This window comes from Cognatiluteimonas sedimenti (assembly GCF_022808325.1).
GTDB classification, from domain to species: Bacteria; Pseudomonadota; Gammaproteobacteria; order Xanthomonadales; family Xanthomonadaceae; genus Cognatiluteimonas; species Cognatiluteimonas sedimenti.
Genome location: NZ_JALGCL010000002.1, coordinates 418,060 through 432,112, shown reverse-complemented (window position 1 = coordinate 432,112; position 14,053 = coordinate 418,060). Strand labels below are relative to the sequence as shown.

Genomic DNA, 14,053 nt, shown 5'->3' with positions numbered 1-14,053 from the left:
GATGACGCGGTCCGTGGATATCCAGGCCGAGGGCGCCCGGGAAGTTGCCGTGCTGGGCGCGACAGGCTCGATCGGCACCTCGGCGCTGGACGTGATCGCACGCCACCCCGGGCGCCTGCGAGCCGGCGTGCTGGCTGCCGGCCGCAATGTCGAGGCTTTGCTCGACCTGTGCCGCCGGCACCAACCGCGGCACGCGGTGGTCGCCGAACCGTCGGCCTTCCCCGCATTGCGCGATGGTTTGCGCGACGCGGGCGTGTCGACGCAGGCGCACTGCGGCGACGACGCGCTGCAGGCGCTGGTCGCCGGCGATGCCTGCGACACCGTGGTTGCGGCCATCGTCGGCGCCGCCGGGCTGCCGTCGACGCTCGCTGCCGCGCGCGCCGGCAAGCGCCTGCTGCTGGCCAACAAGGAGTCGCTGGTGCTGGCCGGCGAATTGCTGACCACGGCCGCGCGCGAGGGCGGCGCGCAGGTGGTGCCGATCGACAGCGAGCACAACGCGATCTTCCAGTGCCTGCCCGACGCGCACGCGCGTGCCGGGCTGCGACGCATCTTCCTCACCGCCTCGGGCGGCCCGTTCCGCGGCCGCGGCCGCGGGCAACTGGCCGCGGTCACGCCGGCGCAGGCGGTCGCGCACCCGAAGTGGTCGATGGGCCCGAAGATATCGGTCGACTCGGCCACGCTGATGAACAAGGGGCTGGAAGTGATCGAGGCACACCATCTGTTCGGCCTGCCGGGCGACAGCATCGGCGTGCTCGTGCATCCGCAGAGCCTGGTGCATTCGCTGGTGGAATTCGTCGACGGTTCCACCCTGGCGCAGCTCGGCCTGCCGGACATGCGCACCGCGCTGGCGGTCGGCCTGGGCTGGCCGCAACGGATCGAGTCAGGGGTCGGAGGGCTCGACCTGCTCGAGCACGGCACGCTGGAGTTCGAGCCGCCGGACCTTGAAGCCTTCCCCTGCCTGCGGCTGGCATACGATGCGCTTGCCGCAGGTGGCACCGCGCCGGCGATGCTCAACGCCGCCAACGAAGTCGCGGTTTCATCCTTCCTTCAGGGCCGCATCGGTTTCCTGTCGATTCCCGCGCTGGTCGAGGACACCCTGGCAGCGCTCCCCGTCGCCGCGGCCGATTCGCTGCAGGCGCTGCTGGCCGCCGACGCGCAGGCGCGCCGCCACGCCGAACACGCGATCTCGCAAGGCGGCGCCCCCATGGCCAGGCAGCAATGAGCACTTTCCTGGGTTCGGTGTGGTGGATGATCGTCAGCCTCGGCGTGCTGGTGACCTTCCACGAATACGGCCACTACTGGGTCGCGCGCCGCTGCGGGGTCAAGGTGCTGCGGTTCTCGGTCGGGTTCGGCAAGGCGCTGTGGTCGCGCACGGGCCGCGACGGCACCGAATACGTGGTCGCGGCGCTGCCCCTGGGCGGTTACGTCAAGATGCTCGACGAGCGCGAGGGCGAGGTCGCCCCAGCCGATGCGCCGCAGGCCTTCAATCGCCAACCAGTCGGGCGCCGGATCGCGATCGTGGCCGCCGGCCCGGTCGCCAACCTGGTGTTGTGCGTGGCGCTGCTGTGGGGCATGTTCGTGATCGGGCGCCCGGATTTCGCCCCGGTCGTGGGCCAGGCCGAAGGCATCGCCGCGGCCGCCGGGTTGCAGCGCGGCGATACCCTGCTGGCCGTCGGCGACCGCCAGACCCCGACCTGGAGCGAAGCGGCGCTGGCACTGGCCACGGCGGCGATGGACCACCAGGACACCGTGCTGCGCGTGCGCACGCGCTCCGGCAACGAGGCCACGCGCACCTTGCCTCTCTCGCGGCTGCCGGCCGACACCGGGCAGTCGCATGCGATCGCCCGGATCGGCCTGACGCCGCGCCACCAGCTGTTGCCGCCGGTGATCGGGCGGATCGAGCCGGGCACCGCCGCCTGGGGGGTGCTGGCCGAGGACGACAGGCTGACCGCGATCGACGGCACGCCCATCTCCACTTTCGACGAGATCGGTCCGCTGGTACAGCGGATCGGCGAACGCAAGGCCATGGTCGAGGTCGAGCGCGACGGCGACCGGCTGGCGTTGGAGCTGGCGCCGCGTCGTCGCGTGGATCCGCAGCGCGGCGCCTACTGGGCGTTGGGCATCGCACCGGCGATGGCGCCGCTGCCGCCGTACGACGCGGCGCTGCATTACGGCCCGCTGGCGGCGGTACCGGCGGCACTGCGGGAAACCTGGAAGCTGGCGCGGGACTCGGTGGCGATGATCGGGCGCCTCGCCAGCGGCCGTGCGTCGGTCGACAACGTCTCCGGGCCGATCACCATCGCCCGCTACGCCAATGCCTCGGCCCAGCTCGGGCCGGCCTGGTTCCTGAACTTCCTGGCCCTGCTTTCGCTGAGCCTGGCCATCATCAACCTGCTGCCGATCCCCGTCTTGGACGGCGGCCACCTGCTGTATTACCTTATCGAGCTGGCCAAGGGCAGCCCTTTGAGCGAACGCGCGATGGTTGCCGGGCAATACGTCGGACTGGCGTTGTTGGCCGGGTTGATGGGCCTGGCGTTCTACAACGACATCCTGCAACTGCTGCGCTGATGCCCGGCCACCCGACGACGACAGGTACCATTGCGCCCGCGATGGTTTCGACCCCCAACCGGAAGTGATGATGACGCGACTCCCCCCTCGCCGCCTGCTCGCCCTCGCCCTGGCCTCGGCGTTGACCGCGACGGCGCTTCCCGCGTTGGCACAAACGGCCAATCCATTCGCCTTGCCGGCGCCCGCCGCCAGCCCGGCCACCGCGCTGCCGGGGGCGTTCACCGTCAGCGACATCCGCATCGAAGGCCTGCAGCGCATTTCCGCCGGCACCGTGTTCACCTACCTGCCGATCGAGCGCGGCGACAGCGTGGACCCGGGCCGCGCCGCCGAGGCGATCCGCGCGCTGTACAAGACCGGCTTCTTCGAGGACGTGCGCCTGGACCGCCAGGGCGACATCCTGGTGGTCACCGTGGCCGAGCGCCCGGCGATCAACAAGCTGACCCTGGTCGGCAACAAGGACATCAAGACCGCGGACCTGATGAAGGGCCTGGCCGACATCGGCCTGTCCGAGGGCGGCACCTTCGACCGCATGAACCTGGACCGCGTGACCCAGGAACTGGTCCGCCAGTACAACAACCGCGGCAAGTACAACGTCGTGATCACCCCGACGGTGACGCGCCTGGACCGCAACCGCGTCGACATCAACATCGACGTCAAGGAAGGCAAGGCGGCAAAGATCCGCCACATCAACCTGGTCGGCAACGAGAAGTTCGAGCAGGAAGCGATCACCGACAGGTGGGAATCACGGGAAGGCAACTGGCTGAGCTGGTACCGCAACGACGACCAGTATTCGCGCGAGAAGCTGTCCGGCGACCTGGAGAAGCTGAACTCCTTCTACCTGGACCGCGGCTACGTCGATTTCAGCCTCGACAGCACCCAGGTCGAGATCAGCCCGGACAAGCGCGACATGTTCATCACCGCGGGGCTGACCGAGGGCGAGCAGTACACGATCTCCGAGGTCAACCTCACCGGCGACACGGTATTGCCGAAGGAACAGGTGGAGAAGCGCCTCCGCGTGGTCCCGGGGCAAGTCTTCTCCCGCCGCCTGCTCGACCTGACGTCCGATGCGATCAGCCTCTCGCTGTCGAACATCGGCTATGCGTTCGCCAAGGTGGACGTGCAACCCGACGTCAATCGCACCGACCGCACCGTCGGCATCACCTTCAACGTCGTCCCCGGGCCACGCGTCACCGTCCGCCGCGTGGAGTTCAAGGGCAACTCCCGTACCTCCGACGAGGTGCTGCGCCGCGAGATGCGCCAGTTCGAGGGCGCCTGGTACTCGCAGGCCGCGCTCGACCGCTCCAAGATCCGCCTGCAGCAACTGGGCTATTTCGAGACCGTGGACGTCGAGAACGTCCCCGTGCCCGGCAGCAATGACGAGGTCGACGTCGTCTATACCGTCAAGGAAACCACTTCCGGCAGCTTCATGTTCGGAATCGGCTACTCGCAGCTGAGCGGCCTCAACACGTCGGTGCAGCTGTCGGAAAACAACTTCCTGGGCACGGGCAACCGCGTGTCGGTCGCCGCGCAACGCAGCACCTACCAGAAGCGCTACGACTTCTCGTTCACCAACCCGTATTTCACCGACGAAGGCATGTCGCTGGGCTACAACCTGTGGTGGCGCGAGTTCGACTACTCGAACTTCAACGTCGCCCAGTACTCGACCAACAGCGGCGCGGCGCAGGTGGTGATGGGCCTGCCGATCAGCGAGTGGGACACGGTATCGGCGTTGTTCGGCGTCGACACCAACGAAATCCTCGCCTTCCCGGGCAGCACCCCCGACGAGATCGTCGACTACATCAATGCCATCGGCAACCGCACCTTCCATACCTGGCGCGGGCAACTGGCCTGGGCCCGCGACACCCGCAACGACTACTTCATGCCCAGCGCCGGCACCTACCAGCGCATCTCGGGGGAAATCGCCCTGCCGGGTTCCACCGCCGAGTACTACAAGCTCGAATACGAGTTCTCCAAGTACTGGCCCTTGAGCCCATCGCTGATCCTGCGCACCGGCGTCAACCTGGGCTACGGCGACAGCTACGGCAACCCCGTGGTCCGCGACCTGTGCTACACCCCGCCGACCCCGCCGACGACCGCCAACCCGACTCCGCCGCCCCCGCCCCCGCCCAGCGATCCCTGCATCGCCGGCACTTCGCCCGACTACATCAAGACGGTGACCGCGGACGGCTTGCCGTTCTTCGAGAATTTCTACGCCGGCGGCATCAGTTCCGGTGGCCGCGTGCGCGGCTTCGTCGACAACACCCTCGGTCCGCGTGCCGCTAGCACCTTCGGTTTCAGCCGCCCGATCGGCGGTTCGGTCAAGACCGTCGGTTCGCTGGAACTGTTCTTCCCGCAACTGTTCGACACCAAGGCCGCGCGCATCTCGGCGTTCCTGGATTTCGGCAACGTGTACAAGGACTGGGCCAGCTTCGACGCAAGCCTGCTGCGCGCGTCGGCAGGCGTGGCGCTGCTGTGGCGCTCGCCGATGGGCCCGATCTCGATCAGCTACGCGATCCCCCTGCGCACCGAACCATTCGACGAGACCGAGCGCCTGCAGTTCTCCTTCGGCGGCCAGTTCTAGCCGCGGCGGCGCCATGCAGTTCAGCGCCGCCGAACTCGCACGCCGCCTGGACCTGGCCGTGCATGGCGATCCGGACATCCGGGTGTCCGGGGTCGCCACCCTGGCGCGGGCGACGCGCGCCTCGCTCGGCTTCCTCGCCAACCCGCGGTATCGCCCGCAGCTGGCCGAAACCCAGGCCGGCATCGTGGTGATGGGCGCTGCCGACGCGGAGGGCTACACCGGCACCGCGCTGGTCGCCACCGACCCTTACGTCGCCTTCGCCAGGGCGGCGGCGCTGTTCGAGGCGCGGGTCGCCCCTGCACCCGGCATCCATGCCAGCGCGGCGATCGACCCGGCCGCGGTGGTGCATCCGGGCGCGCAGGTCGGCGCCTTCGCCAGCATCGGTGCGCGCAGCGTCGTCGAGTCCGGGGCGGTGCTCGGCCCGGGCTGCGTGGTCGGCGAGGACTGCGTGGTCGGCGCGGACTGCGAACTCGGCGCGCGCGTCACCCTGGTCCGGCGCGTGCGCCTGGGCAGGCGGGTGCTGATCCATCCCGGCGCGGTGCTCGGTGCGGATGGCTTCGGGCTGGCCATGGACGCCGGACGCTGGCTCAAGGTGCCGCAACTGGGCGGCGTGGTGGTCGGCGACGACTGCGAGGTCGGCGCCAACACCACAATCGACCGCGGCGCGCTCGACGATACCGTGCTCGAGGACGACGTGCGGCTGGACAACCAGATCCAGATCGGCCACAACGTCCACATCGGTGCCCATACCGCCATGGCTGGCTGTTCCGCGGTCGCGGGCAGCGCCCGCATCGGCCGCTACTGCCTGATCGGCGGCGGCGCCGGCGTGCTGGGCCACCTGGAGCTGTGCGATCGCGTGATCGTGACCGCGATGAGCCTGGTCACGCATTCGATCCGCGAACCCGGGGAATACTCCTCGGGCACGCCGCTGATGGACAACCGCAGCTGGCGCAAGAGCGCCGCGCGCTTCAAGCAGCTGGATGCGCTCGCCCGCCGCCTCGGCGCTTTGCGCGATAATTGATTCCGCGCGGGATCCAGGGCCCGCGCCAGCTTTCCCGGCGCTGGCGTTCGCGACAGCACTCGCACCACATCCACGGATGAATCCAACGTGCAACCGCAATTGCCCATCGACGTCATCACCATCCAGAAGCTGCTTCCGCACCGCTACCCGTTCCTTCTGGTGGACCGGGTGCTGGAACTTGAACCGCACAAGCGCATCGTCGGGATCAAGAACGTCTCGATCAACGAGCCCTACTTCCAGGGCCATTTCCCGGGCCATCCGGTGATGCCCGGGGTGCTGGTGATCGAGGCGCTGGCGCAGGCCGGCGGCCTGCTCACCCAGCTTTCGCACGGCGCCGATGCCGACGGCAAGTTGTTCTACCTGGTCAAGATCGACAACGCCAAGTTCAGCCGCATGGTGGTGCCGGGCGACCAGCTGGAACTGGTGGTCGAACTCAAGCGCACCATCCGCAACATGGCGATGTACGCCTGCGTCGCGCGCGTCGACGGCGAGCAGGTCGCTTGCGCGGACGTGCTTTGCGCGGAAGTGGCGCAGTGACATGAGCACGGCCGCGATCCACGCCACCGCCGTGGTCGATCCGTCGGCCCGGATCGGCGCCGGCGTCGCAATCGGCGCGTTCACGGTCGTTGGCGCGGACGTGGAGATCGGCGACGGCACCACGGTCGGCGCGCACTGCAGCATCCAGGGTCCCACGCGCATGGGTCGCGACAACCGCATCCACGGCCATGCCGCCATCGGCGGCGACCCCCAGGACAAGAAGTTCGAAGGCGAGCGCACCGAGCTGGTGCTCGGCGACCGCAACGTGATCCGGGAATTCGCCACCATCAGCCGCGGCACCGGCAACGGGGGCGGCACTACCCGCATCGGCGACGACAACTGGCTGCTGGCCTATGTCCACGTCGCCCATGACTGCCAGGTCGGCAACCATTGCGTGTTTTCCAACAACGCGACGCTGGCCGGGCACGTCGAGATCGGCGACCACGTGATCCTCAGCGGCTTCGTCGGCGTGCACCAGTTCTGCCGGATCGGCGCGCACGCCTTCATCGGCATGGGCGCGTTCGTCAATGGCGACGTGCCGCCCTACGTGCTGGTCGCGCAGGAAGGCTATGGCCGCCCGCGCGGGATCAATGCCGAGGGCCTGAAACGGCGCGGCTTCGACGGCGAGCGCATCGCCGCCATCAAGCGCGCCTATCGGGCGCTGTACCTGTCGGGCGCCAAGCTCGACCAGGCCCGCGCCCAGCTGGCCGACCTGGCCCGCGACAGCGACGACGTGCGCGCGCTGCTCGAGTTCATCGAGCGCGGCGAACGCCCGTTGTTGCGTTGAGGCCGCCGCGATGACCCGGATCGCACTGGTTGCGGGCGAAGCCTCCGGCGACCTGCTCGGTGCCGGCCTGGTCGAGGCCTTGCGACGGCGCTTCCCGCAAGCCGAATTCGCCGGCATCGGCGGCCCGGCGATGCGCGCGGCCGGGGTCGAGGCATGGTTCGACGCTTCCGAACTGGCGGTGATGGGCCTGTCCGAGGTGCTGGCGCACCTGCCGCGCCTGCTGCGATTGCGACGCAACCTGCGCCAACGCGCGTTGGCGTGGAAGCCTGACGTGTTCATCGGCATCGATGCCCCCGATTTCAACCTCGGCGTCGAGCGCTGGCTCAAGCAACGTGGCGTGCGCACCGTGCACTACGTCAGCCCGTCGGTATGGGCGTGGCGCGAATCCCGCGCCGGCAGGATCGGCCGCAGCGCCGAGCGCGTGCTGTGCCTGTTCCCGATGGAACCGGCGATCTACGCCCGCCACGGCGTCGACGCGCGCTTCGTCGGCCATCCGCTGGCCGATGCGATCGCGCTCGATCCGGACCGCGCCGCCGCACGTGCCGCGATCGGCGTGCCCTACCACGCGCCGCTGCTGGCGATGCTGCCCGGCAGCCGCCTGGGCGAGATCGAACGCATGCTGCCGGTGTTCCTGGAGGCCGCGGCGCTCGTCGCCGGCAAGATCCCCGACCTGCAGCTGGTGATCCCCGCCGCCAATCGCGGCTGTCGCGTCGCCATCGAGCGCCTGCTTGCGGCATCCGACGGTCCGGAAGCCGTGCTGCTGGATGGCCAGGCGCAGGCGGCGATGATCGCCGCCGACGTGGTGTTGCTGGCCTCCGGCACCGCCGCGCTGGAAGCGATGCTGTGCAAGCGGCCGATGGTCGTGGGCCATCGCATCTCCGCGACCACCTACCGCATCGTCCGGGCACTGGGCTTGCTGAAGTCGCATCACGTCAGCCTGCCGAACGTGCTGGCCGGCGAGGAACTCGTGCCGGAACTGCTGCAGGATGCCTGCACGCCGGCCAACCTCGCGGCGGCGGTGCTGCAGTGGTTCGGCGAGCCCGAGGCTGTGGCCGCGCTGCGCCCGCGTTTCCGCGCGATCCATGAATCCCTGCGCTGCGCCGCGTCGGAACGCGCCGCCGACGCCGTGGCCGAGGTGCTGGCGGACGCAACCCGCGCGGATGCGCCAAGCGGGGAAACAGCATGAGCGAGGCTTGCGCAGGCCGCCCCGGCCCCCCGCGCCTGGTCGCCGGGATCGACGAAGCCGGCCGCGGCCCGCTCGCCGGCCCGGTGGTGGTTGCCGCGGTGGTCTTCGCACCCGGTCGCACCCCGGTGAACGGGCTCGACGACTCCAAGCAACTCAGCGCGCAGCGCCGCGAGGCGCTGTATCCGCGCATCGTCGAGCGCGCGCTGGCCTGGCATGTCGTATTCATCGAGGTCGATGAAATCGACCGCATCAACATCTACCAGGCCACCCTGCTGGGCATGCGCCGCGCACTGCAGGGCGTGCTGACCGCGGCCACGGCGGCCGATGCGCTGCTGGCGCGGATCGACGGCAACGTGGTGCCGCCCGGGCTGCCGTGCCCGGCCGAAGCCATCGTCGGTGGCGACGCCAGCGACCGCGCGATCATGGCAGCCTCGATCCTGGCCAAGGTCGCGCGCGACCGCCACATGCAGGGGTTGCACCAGCGCTGGCCGGAGTACGGCTTCGACGAGCACAAGGGCTATGCCACGCCGGCGCACCGGGCGGCATTGCGGCGGTTCGGGCCATGCGAGGCGCACCGCCGCAGCTTCGCGCCGGTGCGCGCGCTGTCGCAGGGTCCCGACCTGTTCGCTGAATACGCGCAGGATCCCGTCCCGGCCTGAACCGCACCCAAGGTCACCCCGACTTCCGGCGCAGGACAAACGCGCTGCAACGGCGCATGCTCGGGCTGCATCCAATGCAGGTCGACCGCCCCCTCCTGGCGTGGTCGGCCGCGGGCCCGCCGCGCGGGTCCGCACCGCCGGACCGGGACCGCTTCCCGCTCCGCGCGCGGGCCTGCTGGCCCGCGGGCCTCGCCGAGGTCCCGGATCGCGGTCGTGCACGCCGGCCACGCGCACCGCATCGACCCGGGGCCGGCATGAGCGAGGTGTGCCATGCGTGCTGCCATCCCCACTCCGACCGAAGAACCGTTGCCGTTCCCGGGCACCTTCGAATCCGATTCGCCGTCGCCACCCGGATTGTCGCTGCGCGAGGATGCGGTCGCGCGCTTCGACGCGTTGCTGCACGAACTCAATCCCGATGCCTTGCGCGTGGATCCGCCGCGCGTGCGCAACCTCTGCGTGTGGCTGGCATCGCTGCCGCCGGACGCCGCGAAGGACGCCCTCGACCGGCGCCTGTGCCGCATGGAGGAACTGCGCGCGATGCTCGACGACGCCGACTGGGACGCCGACGACGCGACCCGCGCGCGCCTGCGCATGCTGTTCGGCTACATCGACCACGACGACGACCTGATCCCGGACCACGAGCCGCTCATCGGCAAGCTCGACGACGTGCTGCTGATCGAACTGGCGTGGCCGGCGTTCGTGGCGGAAGCCGAGGACTACCGCGACTTTTGCGCCTATCGCGACGAGGCGCACCCGATCGGCGACGGGTCGGCGCAACGCGGCGCCTGGATCCGCGACCGCCTGGCCGAGATCGCGCTCTGGCGCCACCACCTGCGCGTCAACGACAGCCGCTACGCCAGCGACAGCGCGCGACCGCGAGAGCTGTTCCACATCCTCTGAACGGCCGTTCCAGCACTGCTGCCAGCGCCGCGTGCGCCCCGCGGCGCGGTCGTGGCGTGGCGTGCGGCGGCGCCGCGGTTCGGCGGGCTGTCAAGCCTTGTCCGCCCGCGGGGCCGGGGCTAGGCTGCCACAATCCCTGCAGCACTCCTCGCTTCCTCCCGGGAAGGCATGTCCGCCCGCTTCGTCCACCTGCACCTGCACAGCGAATATTCGCTGATCGACTCGACGATCCGGATCCCGGATCTCGTCGAGCGGTGCGTGGCGCTGGGCCAGCCCGCGGTGGCGGTCACCGACCACAACAACCTTTTCGCGCTGGTCAAGTTCTACAAGGCCGCCGAGGCGGCCGGGATCAAGCCCATCGCCGGTGCCGACATCCTGCTGGCCGACGCCGACGAGGCGCCCTGGCGGCTGACGCTGTTGTGCCGCGACCGCGACGGCTACCTGGCGCTGTCGCGGCTGCTGAGCCGCGCCTGGATGGAAGGCCAGCGCCATGACGGCGTCGTGGTCCGCCCGGACTGGCTGCGCGACAACAACACGGGGCTGTTCGCGCTGGCCGGCCGCCACAGCGAAGCCGGACGCCTGACCGCGGCGGGCAGGCACGATCTCGCCGAACAGTGGCTGGCCGACTGGCAACGCCATACCGGCGAACGCCTGCACCTGGAACTCACCCGCAGCGGCCGCGACGGCGAGGACGCCTTCCACGCCTTCGCGCTGCACGCATCGGCGCAGCGCGGCATCCCGCTGGTCGCCAGCAACGACGTGCGCTTCCTGGATGCCGCCGGCTTCAACGCGCACGAGGCCCGCGTCTGCATTTCCAGCGGGCGCGTGCTGGACGATCCCAGGCGCCCGCGCGACTACAGCGCCGAGCAGTTCCTGAAATCGACCGAAGAAATGGCGGCGCTGTTCGCCGACGTGCCCGACGCGATCGACAACGCCACCGCACTGGCGATGCGCTGCAACCTGGAACTCGCGCTGGGCACCTATTACCTGCCCGCGTTCCCGGTGCCCGCCGACGAGACCCTGGAGAGCTGGATCCGCAGCCAGGCCCGCGCCGGCCTGGAGAAACGGCTCGACAAGCACCCACCGCCGCCCGAGCACGGCCGCTCGCCCTACGAACAGCGGCTGGAATCCGAACTCGACGTGATCGTCGAGATGGGCTTCCCCGGCTACTTCCTGATCGTGGCCGACTTCATCAACTGGGCCAAGGACCATGACATCCCGGTCGGCCCCGGCCGCGGTTCCGGCGCCGGCTCGCTGGTGGCCTGGGCGCTGGGCATCACCGACCTCGACCCGCTGCCCTACGACCTGCTGTTCGAGCGCTTCCTCAACCCCGAACGCGTGTCGATGCCGGACTTCGACATCGACTTCTGCATGGATCGCCGCGACGAGGTGATCGACTACGTCGCCGGCAAGTACGGCCGCGACCGCGTCAGCCAGATCATCACCTACGGCACCATGGCGGCGAAGGCGGTGGTGCGCGACGCCGGGCGCGTGCTCGGCTTCCCCTACGGCTTCGTCGACGGCATCGCCAAGCTGGTGCCGATGACGCTGGGGATCTCGCTGGACGACGCGCTCGGCCGCACCGAGAAGTCGCGCAGCAACGACGACTGGCGTTCGGACGAGCTGATCGCCCGCTACCAGGCCGAGGACGACGTCCGCGACCTGATCGAACTGGCGCTGCAGCTCGAGGACCTCACCCGCAATGCCGGCAAGCACGCCGGCGGCGTGGTGATCGCGCCCTCGCCGCTGTCGGATTTCTGCCCGCTGTTCGCCGAACACGACGGCCACGGCGGCGGCCGCAACCCGGTGACCCAGTTCGACAAGGACGACGTCGAGACGATCGGGCTGGTGAAGTTCGACTTCCTCGGCCTGCGGACGCTGACGATCATCGATTGGGCGGTCAAGGCGATCAACCGGCGGCCCTCGCCGCGCCCGTCCGCGGGGGATGGCGCCGCGGGCGTGGATGCGGAGTCGCCGCGCCCGCTCGACATCACCGCGATCCCGCTCGACGATGCCAGCACCTACGAACTGTTCGCGCGCGGCGATACCGTGGCGGTGTTCCAGTTCGAATCGCGCGGCATGCGCGAATTGCTCAAGCGCGCGCAGCCGGACCGTTTCGGCGACCTGATCGCGCTGGTGTCGCTGTTCCGTCCCGGGCCGATGGACCTGATCCCCGACTTCATCGAGCGCAAGCACGGGCGCGCGCAAGTCAGCTATCCGCATCCGGCGCTGGAACCGGTGCTGGCGCCGACCTACGGCGTGATCGTGTACCAGGAACAGGTGATGCAGATCGCCCAGGTGCTGGCCGGCTACTCGCTGGGCGGCGCCGACCTGCTGCGGCGGGCGATGGGCAAGAAGAAAGTCGAGGAGATGGCCAAGGAGCGCGCCAAGTTCGAGGCCGGCGCGGCCGAGCGCGGCGTGCCGGCGCGGCAGGCGTCGTCGATCTTCGACCTGATGGAGAAATTCGCCGGCTACGGCTTCAACAAGTCGCACGCCGCCGCCTACGCCCTGGTGGCCTACCAGACGGCATGGCTGAAGGCGCATTACCCGGCGCAGTTCATGGCCGCGGTGCTGTCCTCGGACATGGACAACACCGACAAGGTGGTCGGCTTCCTCGACGAGGCGCGCGCGATGGGGCTCGCGGTACTGCCACCGGACGTGAACGCCTCGAGCTACATGTTCGAGGCCATCGAGGCCGGCGCGGCGGCGGGCGCACGCGCGGCCGACACCATCCGCTACGGCCTCGGCGCGGTGAAGGGCGTCGGCCGCGGCGCCTGCGAGGCGATCGCCGCGGAGCGCGCGCGCGGCGGCGTGTTCACCGACCTGCTGGATTTCTGCAAGCGGGTGGATTCGAACAAGCTCAACAAGCGCGCGCTGGAAGCGTTGGTCAATGCCGGCGCGCTGGACGCGCTGGGCCGCAACCGCGCCTCGCTGATGCTGCAGTTGCCGGAAGTGCTGAAGGCCACCGAGCAGCTGGCGCGCGAACGCGACGCCGGCCAGGTCTCGCTGTTCGGCGGCGGGGCCGCCGCGGCCCCGGAGCTGCGGCTCGACCTGCCGCAGGCGGACGACTGGCCGCTGCTGCAGCGCCTGCAAGGCGAGCGCGACACGCTCGGCCACTACCTCAGCGGCCATCCGCTGGATCCGTATCGCGACGAGCTGCGGGCGTTGCTTGGCCACGACCTCGGCGACCTGGACCGGCTGTGGAGCGAACGCCCCGAGGACGAGCGCCGCGGCTGGCGCCAGGAAGCGACCGTGGTGGTCGCGGGGCAGGTCACCGGCCTGCGCAAGCGCGGCGACTCGCAGGCCTTCGTGCAGCTGGAAGACGGGCACGGCCGCATCGAATGCGCGTTCTTCTCCGAGGCCTGGCACGAGCATGCGCACCTGCTGAGCCGCGACCGCATCCTGGTGGTCGAGGGCGGGCTGCGCGAGGACGAATTCAGTGGCGGTTTCTCGCTGCGCGCGCGCCGCTGCTGGGACTATGCCGAAGTCTGCAGGCAGCACGCGCAACGGCTGTCGGTGAAGCTCGACCTGCGCGCGGGCGACGCGCTCGGTCCATTCACCCGCGCCCTGGACGGCCATGCCGGCAGTACGCCGCTGCTGCTGGAGGCGATCACCCGCGACGCGGTCGGGCGCCTGAGCATCAACGGCGGCCAGGGCGTGCGCGTGGATGCCGCACTGCCGGGGCTGCTGCGCAGCCTCCCCGGGGTGCGCGCGGTCCGGCTCTCGATCGCCAAGCCCTGGGCCAGCTAGGCAGCCGGGGCCGCGCAGGACCGGCCCCGGCCCGCCGCCCGAAGCCGCACCGGCGCTGGGCTAA

At 70.1% G+C, this 14,053-nt stretch carries 10 protein-coding genes; all 10 read left to right on the top strand.

Annotated features, from left to right (window positions below; genetic code table 11):
* Position 1 precedes the first annotated feature (1 nt).
* The 10 genes from MQC88_RS08750 (at position 2) to dnaE (ending at position 13,989) form a co-directional block, all read left to right on the top strand.
* Positions 2 to 1,222, top strand: coding sequence for a 1-deoxy-D-xylulose-5-phosphate reductoisomerase (locus MQC88_RS08750; protein WP_243321128.1), 1,221 nt, complete (start codon positions 2 to 4; stop codon positions 1,220 to 1,222).
* A complete protein-coding gene (gene rseP / locus MQC88_RS08745) occupies positions 1,219 to 2,568 on the top strand; it encodes an RIP metalloprotease RseP (protein WP_243321126.1) in 1,350 nt (449 codons plus the stop codon). Before MQC88_RS08750 ends, rseP begins: the two co-directional genes overlap by 4 nt.
* A gap of 70 nt (positions 2,569 to 2,638) precedes the next feature.
* Complete coding sequence (bamA, locus tag MQC88_RS08740; protein WP_243321124.1) at positions 2,639 to 5,149, top strand: outer membrane protein assembly factor BamA; 2,511 nt, start codon at positions 2,639 to 2,641, stop codon at positions 5,147 to 5,149.
* A gap of 13 nt (positions 5,150 to 5,162) precedes the next feature.
* A complete protein-coding gene (gene lpxD / locus MQC88_RS08735; protein WP_243321122.1) occupies positions 5,163 to 6,170 on the top strand; it encodes a UDP-3-O-(3-hydroxymyristoyl)glucosamine N-acyltransferase in 1,008 nt (335 codons plus the stop codon).
* 87 nt (positions 6,171 to 6,257) lie between these two features.
* Complete coding sequence (fabZ, locus tag MQC88_RS08730) at positions 6,258 to 6,707, top strand: 3-hydroxyacyl-ACP dehydratase FabZ (protein ID WP_243321120.1); 450 nt, start codon at positions 6,258 to 6,260, stop codon at positions 6,705 to 6,707.
* A 1-nt stretch (position 6,708) separates the two neighbouring features.
* Positions 6,709 to 7,494 (top strand): acyl-ACP--UDP-N-acetylglucosamine O-acyltransferase, encoded by a 786-nt coding sequence (lpxA, locus tag MQC88_RS08725; RefSeq protein WP_243321118.1) that lies wholly within the window; start codon positions 6,709 to 6,711, stop codon positions 7,492 to 7,494.
* 10 nt (positions 7,495 to 7,504) lie between these two features.
* Positions 7,505 to 8,680 carry a lipid-A-disaccharide synthase gene (lpxB, locus tag MQC88_RS08720; RefSeq protein WP_243321116.1) on the top strand — a complete coding sequence of 392 codons (1,176 nt, stop codon included), beginning with the start codon at positions 7,505 to 7,507 and terminating at the stop codon, positions 8,678 to 8,680.
* A complete protein-coding gene (locus MQC88_RS08715) occupies positions 8,677 to 9,339 on the top strand; it encodes a ribonuclease HII (RefSeq protein WP_243321114.1) in 663 nt (220 codons plus the stop codon). Before lpxB ends, MQC88_RS08715 begins: the two co-directional genes overlap by 4 nt.
* Before the next feature lie 270 nt (positions 9,340 to 9,609).
* The gene (locus tag MQC88_RS08710; RefSeq protein WP_243321112.1) at positions 9,610 to 10,239 is read left to right on the top strand and encodes a YkvA family protein; all 630 of its coding nucleotides are present in this window, start codon (positions 9,610 to 9,612) and stop codon (positions 10,237 to 10,239) included.
* Positions 10,240 to 10,407: 168 nt separating this feature from the next.
* Positions 10,408 to 13,989, top strand: a complete 3,582-nt coding sequence (gene dnaE / locus MQC88_RS08705) for a DNA polymerase III subunit alpha (protein ID WP_243321110.1) — start codon at positions 10,408 to 10,410, stop codon at positions 13,987 to 13,989.
* The last annotated feature ends 64 nt before the right edge of the window (positions 13,990 to 14,053 follow it).